14 protein-coding genes are annotated in these 15,337 nt (G+C 68.6%); 6 read left to right on the top strand and 8 right to left on the bottom strand.

Going from position 1 to position 15,337, the window contains the following annotated elements; all coding sequences use genetic code 11:
• The first annotated feature begins 158 nt into the window (after positions 1–158).
• The 4 genes from ACMGFI_RS00155 to ACMGFI_RS00140 all read left to right on the top strand — a co-directional run bounded on the left by ACMGFI_RS00155 (position 159) and on the right by ACMGFI_RS00140 (position 4,422).
• Positions 159–3,338: an FAD-binding and (Fe-S)-binding domain-containing protein gene (locus ACMGFI_RS00155; protein WP_436906530.1), complete on the top strand. Its 3,180-nt coding sequence runs from the start codon at positions 159–161 to the stop codon at positions 3,336–3,338.
• Positions 3,339–3,430: 92 nt separating this feature from the next.
• Positions 3,431–3,625, top strand: coding sequence for a cold-shock protein (locus ACMGFI_RS00150; RefSeq protein WP_135362705.1), 195 nt, complete (start codon positions 3,431–3,433; stop codon positions 3,623–3,625).
• Positions 3,626–3,627: 2 nt separating this feature from the next.
• Complete coding sequence (locus ACMGFI_RS00145; protein ID WP_123537499.1) at positions 3,628–3,822, top strand: cold-shock protein; 195 nt, start codon at positions 3,628–3,630, stop codon at positions 3,820–3,822.
• Positions 3,823–4,008: 186 nt separating this feature from the next.
• Entirely contained in the window at positions 4,009–4,422 is a 414-nt protein-coding gene (locus ACMGFI_RS00140; RefSeq protein ID WP_436906529.1) for a DUF5778 family protein, read from the top strand.
• A 16-nt stretch (positions 4,423–4,438) separates the two neighbouring features.
• Here the strand turns inward: ACMGFI_RS00140 and ACMGFI_RS00135 are convergent, their stop codons facing one another.
• The 3 genes from ACMGFI_RS00135 to ACMGFI_RS00125 form a co-directional block, all read right to left on the bottom strand.
• Entirely contained in the window at positions 4,439–4,738 is a 300-nt protein-coding gene (locus tag ACMGFI_RS00135) for a DUF7577 domain-containing protein (protein WP_436906528.1), read from the bottom strand.
• Between the two features lie 61 nt (positions 4,739–4,799).
• Positions 4,800–6,995: a ribosome rescue protein RqcH gene (rqcH, locus tag ACMGFI_RS00130; RefSeq protein WP_436906527.1), complete on the bottom strand. Its 2,196-nt coding sequence runs from the start codon at positions 6,993–6,995 to the stop codon at positions 4,800–4,802.
• A gap of 367 nt (positions 6,996–7,362) precedes the next feature.
• Entirely contained in the window at positions 7,363–8,028 is a 666-nt protein-coding gene (locus tag ACMGFI_RS00125; RefSeq protein ID WP_436906526.1) for a hypothetical protein, read from the bottom strand.
• A gap of 351 nt (positions 8,029–8,379) precedes the next feature.
• On the opposite strand from ACMGFI_RS00125, the gene ACMGFI_RS00120 reads away from it, so the two are divergent.
• Positions 8,380–8,688 carry a transcription initiation factor IIB family protein gene (locus ACMGFI_RS00120; RefSeq protein WP_436906525.1) on the top strand — a complete coding sequence of 103 codons (309 nt, stop codon included), beginning with the start codon at positions 8,380–8,382 and terminating at the stop codon, positions 8,686–8,688.
• A gap of 68 nt (positions 8,689–8,756) precedes the next feature.
• Here ACMGFI_RS00120 and ACMGFI_RS00115 read toward each other — a convergent pair whose 3' ends face one another.
• The 5 genes from ACMGFI_RS00115 to ACMGFI_RS00095 all read right to left on the bottom strand — a co-directional run bounded on the left by ACMGFI_RS00115 (position 8,757) and on the right by ACMGFI_RS00095 (position 13,150).
• Positions 8,757–9,341, bottom strand: coding sequence for a phosphopantetheine adenylyltransferase (locus ACMGFI_RS00115; protein ID WP_436906524.1), 585 nt, complete (start codon positions 9,339–9,341; stop codon positions 8,757–8,759).
• An 83-nt stretch (positions 9,342–9,424) separates the two neighbouring features.
• Complete coding sequence (locus ACMGFI_RS00110; RefSeq protein WP_436906523.1) at positions 9,425–10,093, bottom strand: winged helix-turn-helix transcriptional regulator; 669 nt, start codon at positions 10,091–10,093, stop codon at positions 9,425–9,427.
• 182 nt (positions 10,094–10,275) lie between these two features.
• On the bottom strand, positions 10,276–11,358 hold the full coding sequence (locus tag ACMGFI_RS00105) for a glutamate--cysteine ligase (RefSeq protein ID WP_436906522.1): 1,083 nt from the start codon (positions 11,356–11,358) through the stop codon (positions 10,276–10,278).
• A 254-nt stretch (positions 11,359–11,612) separates the two neighbouring features.
• Positions 11,613–12,242: a fibrillarin-like rRNA/tRNA 2'-O-methyltransferase gene (locus ACMGFI_RS00100; RefSeq protein WP_436906521.1), complete on the bottom strand. Its 630-nt coding sequence runs from the start codon at positions 12,240–12,242 to the stop codon at positions 11,613–11,615.
• Positions 12,239–13,150: an NOP5/NOP56 family protein gene (locus ACMGFI_RS00095; protein WP_436906520.1), complete on the bottom strand. Its 912-nt coding sequence runs from the start codon at positions 13,148–13,150 to the stop codon at positions 12,239–12,241. The genes ACMGFI_RS00100 and ACMGFI_RS00095 overlap by 4 nt, the downstream gene beginning before the upstream one ends.
• A 191-nt stretch (positions 13,151–13,341) precedes the next feature.
• On the opposite strand from ACMGFI_RS00095, the gene ACMGFI_RS00090 reads away from it, so the two are divergent.
• Complete coding sequence (locus tag ACMGFI_RS00090; protein WP_436906519.1) at positions 13,342–15,333, top strand: AMP-dependent synthetase/ligase; 1,992 nt, start codon at positions 13,342–13,344, stop codon at positions 15,331–15,333.
• Positions 15,334–15,337 lie beyond the last annotated feature (4 nt).

The following is a 15,337-nucleotide window of genomic DNA, read 5'->3' as shown; positions in this document are numbered from 1 at the left end:
TCATCGGATAGGCTACTCGACCCCCGAGTAGCGTTTTTCGACATCGCGACGGGGCGGCGGCTCAGCCGCCCGCGCCCGTCGAGTGATCCCTGTCAGGCGAGATACGTTCCGCCAGCGATGGCCGGGCTTTAATCCGACGACCCGCGTAGCCGTCGGGCATGGGAACGAGCGACCGGCCGGAGGGCGACCCCACCGGCGACCCGCGGGCGGACTACGACTACGCGGCCGACGCGGTGGCGCGGCCGGGACTGGTCGCGGATCTCGACGAGCGGGTCTCGGGGGAGGTGCGGTTCGACGACTACTCGCGGGAGCTGTACGCGACCGACGCGAGCATCTACGAGATGACGCCCGTCGGCGTCGTCTACCCGGAGTCGACCGCCGACGTGGCCGCCGTCGTCTCCTACTGCGCCGAGCGGTCGATCCCGGTGCTCCCCCGCGGGGGCGGCACCTCCCTCGCCGGACAGACCGTCAACGAGGCGGTCGTCCTCGACTTCACCAGGCACATGGACGCCGTCCTCTCGGTCGACCCCGACGAGCGGCTGGCCCGCGCCGAACCGGGCGCCATCCTCGGTGAACTGAACGCCGAACTCGCCGCCCACGACCTGAAGTTCGCGCCCGACCCCGCGTGGGGTGACAAGTCGGCGCTGGGCGGCGCCATCGGCAACAACTCCACGGGCGCCCACTCGCTGCAGTACGGCAAGACCGACGCCTACGTCGAGGCCTGCGAGGTCGTCCTCGCGGACGGCACGGTCACCCGCTTCGGCGAGGTGACCCTGGACGAACTCCGCGAGCGGGCGGACCCCGACGGGGACCTCGAAGCCCGGATCTACGCCGAACTCGCCCGGGTCGTCGACGAGGAGATCGAGGCCGTCGAGGCGGCGTTCCCCGAACTCAAGCGCAATGTCTCGGGCTACAACCTCGACGCGTTCGTCGCCGAGGCCCGCGCGGCGCTTGACGCCGAAGCCGGCAGCGACACCGACGGCGTTGCGGCGGGCGAGACGGGAGACGGCGAACCGGCGACCGTCAACGTCGCCCGCCTGCTCGCGGGCAGCGAGGGGACGCTCGCTATCGTCACGGAGGCGACCGTCTCGCTGGAGCCGGTCCCCGAGACGAAGGGGCTGGCGCTGCTCACCTACGAATCCCTGCTCGACGCGCTGGAGGACGTGGACCCGATCCTCGAACACGACCCCGCCGCCGTCGAGGTGCTCGACGACGTGTTGCTGGACCTGGCCGCCGAGACCGAGGAGTTCGGCGACCTGGTCGACTCGGTGCTCCCCGAGGGGACCGGCTCGGTCCTGCTCGTCGAGTTCTACGCCGACGGCGACAACGAGGGGCGCCAGCGGGTCGCGGACCTGATCGCCGACCGGGTGGGCACCGCCCAGGGCGCGAACGTCGTCGACGCGGCGACGACGGAAGCCGATCCCGCCGAGGGCGCCGCCGACGTGACCGACGCGCCGATACGGGCGTTCGCGGCCCGCGAGGCCCACGAGGAGGCCGAACGCGCCCGGTTCTGGAAGCTCCGCAAGAGCGGCCTCCCCATCCTGCTCTCGCGGACGACCGACGCGAAACACGGGAGCTTCATCGAGGACACCGCCGTCCCACCGGAGAACCTGCCGGGGTTCGTCGCGGACTTCCAGGCCGTCCTCGACGAGCACGACACCTACGCGAGTTTCTACGCCCACGCGGGGCCGGGCTGTCTCCACATCCGCCCGCTGATAAACACGAAGACCGTCGACGGCGTCGCGGCGATGGAGTCTATCGCCGACGAGGTGACCGACCTCGTCGTCGAGTACGGCGGGTCGGTCTCCGGCGAACACGGCGACGGCCGCGCCCGCACGCAGTGGAACCGGAAACTGTACGGCGAAGACGTGTGGGACCTGTTCCGCGACCTGAAGGCGACCTTCGACCCCGACTGGCTGCTCAACCCGGGCCAGGTCGTCGGGGTCGACGCGGCCGACGTGGAGGCTGGCGAGGCGCCCGACCGCGCCCGCACGGTCGACATGACGGAGAACCTCCGGTTCGACCCCGACTACGCCTTCGACGCGGGGTTCGAACCGGAACTGAACTGGGACAACGACAACGGAATGGCCGGAATGGTCGAACTCTGTCACGGCTGTGGCGGCTGTCGCGGCGGCCAGGACACCACCGGCGGCGTGATGTGCCCGACCTACCGCGCGGCCGACGAGGAGGTCACCGCCACCCGCGGCCGGGCGAACATGCTCCGCCAGGCGATGAGCGGCGACCTCCCCGACGACCCCACGGACGACGAGTTCGTGAGCGAGGTGATGGACCTGTGTATCGGCTGCAAGGGCTGTGCCCGGGACTGCCCGAGCGAGGTCGACATGGCGAAGCTGAAAGCCGAGGTCGAACACGCCCACCACGAGGAACACGGGACGAGCCTGCGCGAACGCGTCTTCGCCAACGTCGACCGGCTGAGCGCGCTGGGGAGCGCGACGGCGCCCGTCTCGAACTGGCTCCAGAAACTGCCCGGGAGCGGCGTCGTCACCGAGCGCCTGCTCGGCATCGCGCGCGAGCGGACCCTCCCGACCTTCGAGCGGGAGTCGTTCGTCGACTGGTTCGCCGGCCGCGAGGCGGGCGTCCCCGAGCGCGAGGCCGAGCGGAAGGCGCTCGTCTTCCCCGACACCTACACCAACTACAGCCACCCCGAGGCCGGCAAGGCGGCCGTGCGCGTCCTCGAAGCGGCGGGCGTCCACGTGGACGTGCCCGACGACGTGGCCGCCAGCGGCCGCGCGGCCCACTCGAAGGGCTTTCTCGACACCGCACGCGAGCGCGCCGAGCGCAACGTCGAGGAACTCGCCCCGCGGGTCGCCGACGACTGGGACCTCGTCGTCGTCGAGCCCTCGGACGCGGTGATGTTCCAGCACGACTACCTGGACCTGCTCGCCGGCGCGGCCGCCGAGACGGTCGCCGCCAACGCCTACGGCGTCTGCGAGTACCTCGACCGCTTCCGCCTCGACGAGGACATCGACTTCGACGCGCCGGCCGAGTCGCTGACCTACCACGGCCACTGCCACCAGAAGGCCACCAAGAAGGACCACCACGCGGTCGGCGTCCTCCGCCGTGCGGGCTACGAGGTCGACGCGCTCGACTCGGGCTGTTGCGGCATGGCCGGTTCGTTCGGCTACGAGGCCGAACACTACTCGATGAGCAAGGCGATCGGGTCGATCCTCTACGACCAGGTCGCGGACAGCGAGGGGGAGGAAGTCGTCGCGCCCGGCGCATCCTGCCGGTCGCAACTGAGCGACCGCGAGGGCGGCGAATCGCCCCCTCACCCCGTCGAGCGGGTCGCCGACGCGCTCGACTCCGCTCCGGAGTGACCGCAGTCGTCGTAGTCTACTGTGTCGTGTGGTAACACACCACTCTCCGACCCGCCAGGTTTTAATAGGGGCATCACCTCTGGCTAGTTGCAATGGCGACCGGTACGGTTGACTTCTTCAACGACACTGGCGGTTACGGTTTCATCGACACTGACGATGCGGAAGAGGACGTCTTCTTCCACATGGAGGACGTCGGCGGTCCTGACCTCGAGGAGGGGCAGGAAGTCGAGTTCGACATCGTTCAGGCAGACAAAGGCCCGCGCGCCGAGAACCTGGAGCGCCTGTAATCATGGCGAAAGGTAAGGTCGACTTCTTCAACGACACGGGCGGCTACGGCTTCATCGACACCGATGACGCCGACGAAGACGTCTTCTTCCACATGGAGGACGTCGGCGGCCCCGACCTCGAAGAGGGACAGGAAGTGGAGTTCGACATCGAGCAGGCCGACAAAGGCCCGCGCGCGACGAACCTCGAACGCCTGTAACTGCGGATCCTGCCGCATTCGCGGCACGTCCGTCTCACCGGCGAGCGGCGCCGCCGTCCGCGACGAGTGACGTCCGGCCGGGGACGCCGCCGCCGTCCGAATATCTTCGGCGAGCGGCGGCGCTCGCCGGAATTCTCCGGGGCGATACCGTGGGACACAAGAGCCAGCGCCCCGCAGGTGCGAACAATGAGCGACGCAGACGCCGTCGATTCCGACCTCTACCAGCGCGCCCAGGCACTGCTCGAACCCGGCGAGATCGAACTCGTCGGCGTCATCGTCCACACCGACCTGTCGGGCGACCAGGAGCCGACGCTCCACGAGGCCACCCTGGAGATCGGCAACTACATCGCCGAGTACTCCGGGATCGAGCCGACCGACACCTACGTCTACTCCGGCAACGACGACGCCGAGTTCGGCGTCAACCAGCACCAGGGCCTGACGCTGGACGGCGACGAGTTCGTCTGGGAGTGCCAGCAGTTGCTCCGCGAGGGCACCTTCGACGTGGTGTTCTACTACGAGGCCGACGTGGACCAGGCGGGACTCGTCGCGGCGCTCCGCGAGGCCGGCTACGACGCCGTCGGCGTCGAACCCGACGAGTAGCGGTTCGGAACGCTTCTCACTGAAGCTCGGACAGGCACTGGCGGCAGTAGTCGACGCCGTCGCGGTTCTCGGCGCCGCAGGACGGACAGGTCGCCGTCTCGCGGTCGCGGGCGGCCGCGACGGCGTTCGCGGGGTCGAGCGTCGTCGATGCGGGCCCGCCCGGTGGTGACTCCGTCTCGAACTCCCCGCGCTCGACGCGGGCGACGAGTTCGTCGTGGGCCATCCGGTCGATGAGCCGAAAGAGCCCGACGAAACACAGCGCCGGCAGGACGGCGAGGACGGCGACCGCGAGCAGTCGGGCGAGCGCCGAGTCCATGATGAGTGTTACCGTCCGACGAGCAAGACGGTTTCGCCGGGAACTGCCGGCCGTCAGCGCGTCACTCGTCGACCATCCGGCTGCCGCCCGGCGGGAGGAACTCCTGGATGCGGTCGGCGCTGGCGACCTTCCGGACGAACGCGTCGTCGGCGAACCGGCCCTTGAACTCGCGGTAGAGCCGCATCGCGATGTCGTTCTGGGCGAACTGGCCCGGCTCGACCTCGACGGTCGTCTCGGCCTTCGGCTCGATGGCCGCGGGCGGGCCGCCGATGACGCGCGTCTCCGGTTCGCAGGTGATCCCGACGGCGACGCCGACCTCCGTGCTCTCGTAGTAGGTGCGGTCGCCGCGGATGGCGAACCCGCCCTTCTCCAGGAACTCGCCGCTCTCGGGCGTCTTCGACACCTGGTCGGAACCGACTTCGTACACGTCGCCGGCGAACTTCCCGTCCTTCCAGACCGACGAATAGGAGACCGCGAACTGCGCGGCCTCGCGCTTGCTCGACTCCGGGATCTCCACGTCCCCGTCGTAGGACTCGGAGGGGCCGGTGGCCTTGAGGATCGTCGCGGGGCCGCCGTGGGCCTGGGCGTGGAAGAAGCGGTCACCGCGGTCGAGGTACTTGGCGACGAGGTCCTCGTTGTCGTCGGCGTCGCGCCCGCCGATGACGAGGAAGCCGTCGCTGGTGTGGAACCACCGGTAATCCTCGTACCAGTGGTCAGACTGGCGGACGGGGATCGACGGCTCGGCGAGCCAGTCCACGTCCTCGTCTTCGTCGTCCCCGTCCTCACCGCCGTCACCGTCCCCGTCGCCGCCCGCGCCGGACTCGCCGGCGTCGGCGGCCTCCCACTCCTCCTTGCGTCGCCTCACTTCCTCCAGTTCCTTCCGGGTCTGCTCGATGGCCTCCTCGGCGCCCTCCTTCTTGCCCTCGATGCGCTTTGCCTCGCGGTAGAGCCGGTCGGCGTTCTTCTCGACCCCCTCGCTCGCCGTTAGCGTGACCCGCTCGCCGTCGATCTCGACCGTGACGGTGCCCTCGCTGCCGTCCAGCGAGACGACCGCCTCCGCCGCGGGGATGCCCCGCTCGGCCCCCTCGGCGAAGCGCTCCTCGATGTCGTCCCACGAGCGGTCCTCGGCGCGGGCTCCCTGGATCGTCGAGAGGATCTCGTCGACGAGGTCGTAGTTGGCGTACAGGGCCTCGGCGTTCTCCCGCTCGCGCTCGGCCTGGGCCTCGAAATCCTCGATGGCTCCCTGCTGTTGCTCGATGATCCGCTCGTGTTTGGCGATCTCCGACTCGAAGTCCGGCCGCTGGCGGCCGCCGCCCGCGTCCTCGCCGCCCTCCTCGTCCTCGTCGCTGGCGAACGTGAAGTAGTCGTCCAGCGCCTCGTTGAACGAGTCGAACGGCTCGCCGTAGTAGTCCTCGTACTCCGCCAGCGGGATCGGGGTCACGTCGACCCGCCGACCCTCGATCTCCCCGGCATCGTCGGTCGGGTCCTCCGCGTCGGGATCGTCGAGTTCGTAGTAGACTCTCGGGTCGAGGTCGCTGTCGGCCAGCCGGTCGGCCAGCCGCCGGACGGCGTCGTACAGCGCCCGTAGCTGCTCGTCGGTCGCCTCCTCGATCGGGACGTTGTAGTCGACGCCTGCCAGCGTGCAGAGTTCCTCGCCGTAGAGGCCGCCGAAGTTGAGCTGGGTGGCGAGCGTCCGCACGAGGTCCGAGTCCGAGTCGCGCATCCGCGCCTCGAAGGCGTCGTAGTCGACGCCGAGCGGATTGAACCGCGCGCTCGGGAACTCGTACTGGCTCCCCGGGGCGACGGTCCGGGACTTCAGGCGCACAGTTTCGAGACAGTCGATCACCTCGCCGGTGCCGTCGAGGATGGCGACGTTGCCGTCCCCGAACAGCTCCGCGACGACTGTCGTCGTCTCCTCGTCGCGCTCGAAGGTCAACTCCAGGATGCGGTCGAACTGGAACTGCGACACGTCGACCAACTCCGCGCCCTGCATCCGATTCCTGAGCATCATCGCGAAGTTGGGCGGCCGCTCGGGCGCCTCCGGCACGTGGTCCGGGTCGGTCACGTTGACCCGCTTGTCCTCGCCGACTTCGACGAGCAGTTCCGTCCGGCCGCGGTCGTAGTGGCGCATCCGGAACCGCAACAGGTCGCGGTCGGGGTAGAGGTAGACCTTCCCGACGCCCGCGCCCTCGTAGGCCGACAGCTCGCCGGCGAGCGCCGCGAGGTCGACGCTCGTCAGCTCCCGCTTTCTGTCCATACTGTGGAGTCCGCCCTCGAAAGCAAAGGGCTTGCGACACCATCTTTTTCGCCGGGGGGTTTCCTCGCTCGGCCTTCGGCCTCGCTGCGGGAACCCCCCGGCCAAAAACATGGGTGAAAAAGGCCGGACGACTCGGTCGCTTCGCTCCCTCGCGTCCGGTGAATCGCGCTCACTGCGTTCGCGCGAATGCAACTATCGAAAATAAAATACCGCTCGGTTCGCCCATCTAACTACTATCTGCCAGGTATGGCGTGCTGAATAGAGAGGATGCAATCGGCACGGGTCCCACTTGGAAAAAATGAAGATCGTCAGAAATCAGAATATATGCTATCTATCCTACTGAGAGTGTGAAATTCAAGACATGCCATTAGAGGGTCCTCCTGAGCCACTTCGATTTATGAACCTGAGAAACCTCTACATCGCTCTCTTCCAATTCCTCAACGACCCCGTCAATATGCCCCCTACCAGCGACCAAGCACCCGCTATTGAGTTCGTCATTAGACGATAGAATTTCTTCAATATTCTCGGCCATTACTTCGTCCCTTTCTGAGAGGGTCCAGTAGGCAAACGGTACAACTGGCAGAAATCCGACTGCAATCGCAAATATAAGAACCCCGATTGAGGATGCCAATACTCCAAGCACGAAGATGACTGCGGCTATAACAAACCAGAGCCAGCTGAGCGCCGTAATTATGAGACTTACCTCACTCGCCCGGCGCGGTAGATTCAAATCTACTGGCTTAATATCAAGGTCCTTCCTCAGAGCTACTGTTTCTGTAGCGACTCCATCAACAGGTTTGAACTGGCGAGTGAGAAGAAAACCGAGTATCCCCCAGAACCAGTCCAAAATTATACCCGTGAAATAGAGTGCAGGGTTCCGAAGAAGCATACCGAGTTCATCGGAATCATCTGGTTCCTCACGCGGACCCTCTACAAAGAGAACATCAGCATCATCTGCAAATTCATTAAGTTCGTCCGTCACCTTACTGAGACGGTCTACGTGTAGGGTTCCAAAAGCGTCTACCTCTGCCATCAAGTGAGGAATCTCATCCCGGTCTTATGAGAGTTGTCGGTGAGCATATGAGGTCGTGGCAATTTCTCAGATTCTAAGTTGACAGACACTCTCTGATAGAGTTCTTCTATATCTTCATAGTTGGTGTGAATTGACTAATCCATCCAGTCCTTTCAACCAAATCACTGGGAAGGGACTCACCAGCCCGCTATTTGCGCTCGCTCGTTACACCCGCTGAATATGCACTCTGTATTCAGCACGGAGCTTTCATGCCATCGTTATTTGAAATTCGAAACAATACGTTCGCAACACGAACTGATCGATCCGAGCCGCGTCGTGCATTTATGTACCCCGAACGCGTAGGCGGTCGTGATGTACAGCGCCCGCGACCAGGTCGAGAACAGCGAGTGGCTCGACGAGATCGAGGCGGTCGCGGAGCGACTCGACATGGACGAGGCCGCCCGGTCGCGCGCGGCGGACCTGTTTCTCTCGAACGTCCCGGAGACCGACCGGTCGAAGCGGGCCGTCCTCGCGACGAGCGTCTACGTCGCCGGGCTGGTCGAGGGCGACAGCCGCAGCCAGCAGCGCGTCGCAGATGCGGCGGACGTGTCCCGGCTCACCATCTCCCAGCGCTACGAGGACCTGCTGGAGAGTCAGGGACTGGACGCGCCGGGCTGGTAGAATCAGTCGCCCGCCGGAGCGCGTACGGTCGCCGCTCCAGTGAGGGGGACCGTGCGGGCGGAGGGAACTCAGGCGTCGTCGGTCTCGGCGCCGTGGCCGCCGTCGGCGGTCGCACCCGCGGTGTCGGTCGCGTCGGCGGCGTCGCTGGCAGTGTCGGCGTCGGTCTCTCCGGGCGCGTCGCGGCCCTCGCGGTCCGGTGTGAGGTTGCCGTGTTCGTCGATCTCGCCGCGGACGATGCGGGTGCTGGAGATGATCTCGCCGTCCTCGGCGTGGACGTGGTCGACGACCTCGATGTCGAGCGGTTCGATCCCCTCGTCGCGGCGGATCTCGTTGATGCGCTTGGCGCCCGTCTCCGTCTCGGGGGAGACGACGATGGCGTCGAACTGCGGTTCGGGGGCGAAGCCGGTCGGGTCGTCGATCTTCCGGATCTCGTACTCGCGGCCGTGCTCCTCGGCGAGTTCGGCGAGTTCGGCGTCGAGGTCGCGGTACCGCCGGTCGTACGGGCGGACGTAGCGGTCCTCGCGGCGGGTCTTCGGGGCGAGGTCGTCGCTCGTCAGGCCGACCGTCGCGTCGCCCAGCTCGAACGCGCGCCTGAACAGCGCGCGGTGCCCGTCGTGGACCGGGTCGAAGGTGCCACCCAGCGCGACCTCCATACACGCTCAGTCGGGCCAGCCCACTAAAGTGCCTTCGGCTTCCGATGCCCGGTTCACCGCCGAACGGACCGGTCTCCGGAACGTCAGCTGTCGGTCGCGTCGTCGCCGTCCTCGTCCGCTCCGCCGCCGTCAGCGTCGTCGGTCGGTCCCTCACCAGCCTCGTCGGATTCGCCGGCGGTGCCCCACTCGTCGGCACCGTCGTCGCTGTCTCCGGCGGCCCCGTCGCCGCTCCCGTCGTCGGCCTCGGGGTCGTCCTCGACGGTGATCGTGACGGGCTCGGAGTCGACGGTCGGGTGGTCGTCGTCGCTGCCGAGGATCTCGTCTAAGTTGAAGACCGTGTTGAGCTCCTCCTGCACGTCGTCGACGACGTTGCCGACGAGTTCGCTCGGCGCCATCGCCGCGTACTCGTAGGGGTTGTTGCCGGCGCCGTCGTTCTCGCGTTTCCCCCGGGAGACCTTGCCCTCCTCGTGGAGCTCCGCGAGCGCCTCCCGCACCGTGCTGGGGTACAGCCCCGTCCCCTCGGCGATCTCGTCGCTGGTGCTGTCGGGGTTCTGTCGGAGAAAGACGTAGATCCGGGCCCGCGTCTCGGTCTCAAGCACCCACGAGAGCATGTCGACGATCCCCTCGTCGAAGCCCGTCACCGCCCTGTCGGCCTCCTGTTCCAGCCGTTCGCGGACGTTCCCGCCGTCCTGCGGGTCCGCGTCGGACTCGTCGGTCCCCTCGCTGTCGTCCGTCGGATCGTCTGTAGACATACGTCGCCTCTACGAGGACGAAAGCCCCAGCCGGGTAAAAATCTTGCCGACGTTCCCACGCGCCCGAAATCGCGGGATAGCGCGCTCTTTCCGAGTCACCGCCTCGCCGTCGCGCGACGACGCGACCCCGCGACGAACCGCCGCCGGGACGCGCCGGTTACCCGACCATCCCGTCCGCCCGCCTACTCGTACTGCAGGCGCAACGCGTCACAGAGCGCGTCGACGCCCTGCCCCTCGCGGAGGCGCCGTTGGCGCTCGGCGCCGCTCTCGGCGCCGTAGACCTCGCGGATACCCGAGATTCCGAGGCGCTCGGCCTCGCGGTCGACGAGCTCGCCGAGGTCGACGGTCGACTCGAACGCCCGGTCCAGCAGGGCGGCGTCGTGGCCGTGGCGCATCGCGCGCCACTTGTGCTCGTCGTACAGTTCCCGGCGGGCGTCGGTGCCGGACTCGCCGTCCTCGTAGCGAGCGGCCAGGTCCTCGACGAGGGCGTGGGTGTACTCGACGAACGCCAGCACCACGTCGGGGTCGGCCTGGCCGTCCGGCGTCCGGACCTCGACGGTCCCGTGGCCCGAGTGGGGGCGCACGTCGAACCACAGCTCCCCGCGGTCGTCGATGCTCTCGGTCTCCAGCATCCGCCGCTCGTAGTCGTCGAAAGCGTCGTAGTCGTCGAACGCGGTGGGCATTCCCGTATTCGGGAGCGCCTCGAAGATCTTCGCGCGGGCCGACTGGAGGCCGGTGTCGAAGCCGTTCCAGTACGGTGAGTTCGCCGACAGCGCGAGCATCACCGGGAGGTGCCAGCGCAGTTCGTTCGCGATCCACACCGCCTTGTCGGCGTCGTCGACGCCGACGTGGACGTGCAGCCCCGCCGTCGTGTTGCGGTGCTGGGGATACTGGATGCGGTCGAGCTGTGCCTTGTACCGGGGTTTTTCCGCGTGTTCGAGCTCGCGCCACTTCGCGAGCGGGTGGAGCCCGGCGGCGGCGATGTCGAAGCCGTGGGCGGTGGCGTGGTCGACCAGCGCCTCGCGGACCGCGAGCAGTTGCTCGCGGGCGTCGGACGGGCGCTCGATGACCGGCGTCTGGGACTCGATGACGCACTTGAACAGTTCGTGGTCGAGCCGCCCCTCCAGGACCTCGGGCGGGTCGGACTCGTAGACGAGTTCGTCCGTGCCCGAGGTGGGCCGGCCCTCGTCGTCGACGACGTAGTACTCCTCCTCGATCCCGATGGTCCCCATCCGACTGAACGCCTCGCGCGAGCCCCGGTCCATCGCTCCGTACGACGGGCCGACGGCGCTAAAAATTTCCCTTCGCGGCACGGGACGCGTCGGCGGATCCGTCTCCCCGAGCGACGGCGCGGTCGCTCGACGATTGTAGAGAGACGGGGTAGGTCAGTCGGCGTCGGCCCGCGTGGAAACCACGCGAGCTGAAAGGTGCCGCTGACCGTGCCGTCTATGGCAACCGACGCGCCGCCGACGGATAACACCTCCGACACGCCCGGACCGACGCCGGGCCGCTCGACCGCTCAGCGCGGCGTCGCGACGACGCCGAGGTGGTCGTCGTGGTGGGGCGCCAGCCGACGGGTCTCCAGCACCTCGTAGGCCGATCCGAGTTCGTCGAGCGCGTCGTCGAACACGTCGGCGGGGTCGCGGGTCACGTCCTCGCTCCGGGCCTTGACCGCCAGCAGGAGCCGGCCGTCCTCTCGGAGGAACTCCGCGTTGGCCGTCGCCACCTTCGCCTGGCCGCGGGTGGCCACGTCCTGAACGATCACGTCCACGGGTTCGACGACGTGGGCGTAGGTTTCGGGCTTGCGCGCGTCCTTCAGCAGCGGGAAGAGGTTCCCGCGGGGCTCGGCCGCGTCGAGCAGGTCCCGCACCGGACGGGCGGCGAACTCGACGCCGTAGGTCGGGCCGGCGAAGTCGGCGACGTGGCTGGCCGTCGTCCCCGACGCGGCGCCCAGATACAGGACCGTCTCGCCGCCGACCAGCCCGGTGTCCATCCCGAGTTCGAGCATCGCGCCGAGCTTCGAGCGGTCGGGGTTCCAGGCCCGCCACTCGCCGTCGGTCGGCTCGCCGTAGTGGGGCTCGCCCCGGGTCGCCAGCCGCTCGACGCCGTCGAACGCGCGCCGTTCCACACCATCGGGGAGGTCGCTCACGAGCCGTCACCTCCGTCGTCGTTGACTTCGGGGTCGTCGCTCCCTTCGCCGTTCCCGCGGATAGTGGCGATCCGCTCGTCGAGTTCGGCGTCGAGCTCCGGCTTGCGCTCGCCGCTGTAGTGGTCGACGCGGGCGGCGATGGTGAGCTTCCCGGCGAGCGCCCGCGCGGCCGACCCGCGCTTGTCGGGACGCGTCCCGCGGACGTACTCGTGGGTGAAGATCACGCCGTGCTTGGGGGAGGGCGCCGACCCGCGGAGGTGGGCGAACAGCGCGTCCTCGGCGCCCAACACCTGTACCGTGCTGCTGGGCTCTTTCGCCAGTTCGCCGAGCCCGCCGGACAGCGATATCAGCCGCGCCGCCAGCACGGGACCGGCCATCGCCGAGAGGTTCGGCGCGACGGAGGGGGTCGTCTCCTCGACGTACGCCCGGAGCTCGTCGGCCTCGTCGGCCAGCGCGGCCGTCCGCTCGGCCAGCGCGACGAGCCGCGCCTCGCTCGGGTCCGACGGCTCCGCCGCCTCGTCCGGTCCCGCCGGTTCCGCGCCGCGCTCGGCCAGCTCGCGGGCGTAGTCGACGCCGGTCCCGGCGTCGTCGAAGCGGGTGCCCGCCCACTCTGCGACCCGCTCTGCGAGTTCGTTCGCGGTCCGCTCGCAGTCGTCCATGGCGCGGACGGCGTGGATGAGCTGCTGGTCGTCGGCGCGCTCGCGCTCGCGGACGGCCGCGCGGGCGGCGGCCGTCGTCGCGTCGTGCAGGCGGTCGTAGTACTCCGAGTCGTCGGCGGCGAACCCCTCGTCGACGGCCAGTGCCGGCCAGTCGGCGGGCTCGTCGGCCGAGCCGGTGCGGACCCGCTCGGCGGCCGCCTCGGCGTCGCCCGGGTCCAGCCCCGCGAACCACCCGTCGTGTTCGGTCATAGCCGCCCTTCGCCGGGCCGGCCAAAAAAGCACGCCGGTGTGACCGCCGCGGGGCGAACGTCGGTTGCGACACTGTCTCGGCATCCCGACGCGCCGCCGACAACTCCGATTCCGTTTTCGGCACGTTCAACGCCCGATAGTCGACCGTACGTTCGATAACATATATCACACGCCGGGGCGTACGGGGGGCCATGGATTCCCCGGAGCCCACGGGCCAGTGGTGGGCCGCGGAACAGTCCTACACCGACAAGGTCGTCGGGACGGGCACGCTCGCGGCGATGTTCGAGTCGGCGGCCGACCGCTACGGGTCGGCGCCGGCCCAGCGGTACAAGGGCGGCATCTACGACCGCTCGCTCGCGCCCGACGTGATCCCGGCGGCGCCCGACGGCGAGTACACCGACATCTCCTACGCGGAGATGCGCGGGGTCGTCCGCCGGCTGGCCGCCGGGTTCCGCGAGCTGGGGCTGGAGCCGGGCGATCGGGTGGCTGTCTTCGCCGACACCCGCATGGAGTGGGCGCTGGCCGACTTCGCCGTCCTCGCGGCCGGCGGCGTGGTGACGACGGTCTACACGGACTCCTCGCCGAAGCAGGTGCGGTACCTGCTCTCGGACCCCGACGCGACGGGGGTCGTCGCCGGCGACGAATCGCTGCTGGAGCGCGTTCAGGAAGTCGAGGGCGACCTCGACCTCTCGTTTTCGGTCGTGATGGACGAGACGACCCCGGACGGCCCGGCGGCAGACCGCGAGGACGCGCTGACGATGGCGGACCTGTACGAGCGCGGCGACGGGGCGTTCGACCGCGAGGCGTACGAGGGGTGGATCGACGAGCGCGACCCCGAGGACCTGGCGAGCGTCATCTACACCTCGGGGACGACGGGCCAGCCGAAGGGCGTCAGGCTCACCCACCGCAACTTCCGGGCGAACGTCAACCAGTGCCGCAAGCGCATGGGCCCCCGCCCCGACAAGGGCGAGACGCCCGTCCTCGACGAGCACTCGCGGACGATCTCCTTCCTGCCGCTCGCGCACGTCTTCGAGCGGCTGGCCGGTCACTTCCTCATGTTCGCCTCCGGCGCGACGGTCGGCTACGCCGAGAGCCCGGACACGCTGCCCGAGGACCTGGAGCTGCTGCGCCCCACGACCGGCGCGAGCGTCCCGCGCGTCTACGAGCGCATCTTCGACAACATGCGCGAGCAGGCCAGCGACTCCGCCGCAAAGGAGCGGATCTTCGAGTGGGCGGTCGGCGTCGCCCGCGACTACGCCCGCGCTGACAGTCCGGGAGCGGCCCTCCGGGCGAAACACGCGCTGGCGGACCGGCTGGTCTACTCGACGGTCAAAGAGCGGTTGGGCGGCAACGTCGAGTTCCTCGTCAGCGGCGGGGGCAGTCTCAGCCGGGAACTCGCGGAGATGTTCCTCGGCATGGGAATCCCCGTCGTCGAGGGGTACGGGCTGACCGAGACGGCGCCGGTCCTCTCGGTGAACCCGCCGGAGGCGATCCGGCCCGGGACGATGGGGCCGCCGGTGACCGATGTGGATGCCCGCGTCGACGAGTCGGCGGTCGGCCCCGACCAGTTCCCCGAAGCCGAGGGCCCGGTGGGCGAACTCGAAGTGACCGGCCCGAACGTCACCGACGGCTACTGGAACGCCGAGACGGAGACCGACGCGGCGTTCGCCGAGGACGGCTACTTCCTGACCGGCGACATCGTCGAGATCACGCCCGAGGGGTACCTCCGCTACAAGGACCGGTTGAAACAGCTGATCGTCCTCTCGACGGGGAAGAACGTCGCGCCCGAACCCATCGAGGACCGGTTCGCCACCAGCGACCGCGTCGACCAGGTGATGGTGGTCGGCGACGGGCGCAAGTTCGTCGGCGCCGTCGTCGTCCCGAACTTCGAGGCGGTCCGGCGGTGGGCCGACCGCGAGGGGGTCGACCTGCCCGACGACGACGAGGCGATCTGTCGCGACGAGCGCGTCCGCGAGTGGGTCGGCGAGGCCGTCGAGGCGGTCAACGCCGACCTCGAACGCGTCGAGCGGATCAAGGCCTTCGAGCTCGTCTCCCGCGAGTGGACCGCCGACAACGACCTGCTGACCCCCTCGATGAAGAAGAAACGCCGGAACATCCGGTCGGTCCACGACGACGCCATCGAGCGGATCTACGAGGAGCGCGCCGCCGCGCCCGCGGAGTGACCGG

It is taken from the genome of Halosimplex marinum (assembly GCF_051414075.1).
In the GTDB taxonomy this organism is placed as follows: Archaea; Halobacteriota; Halobacteria; order Halobacteriales; family Haloarculaceae; genus Halosimplex; species Halosimplex marinum.
The sequence above is the reverse complement of the archived record's forward strand: the minus strand, read 5'-3'. Positions and strand labels throughout refer to the sequence as shown.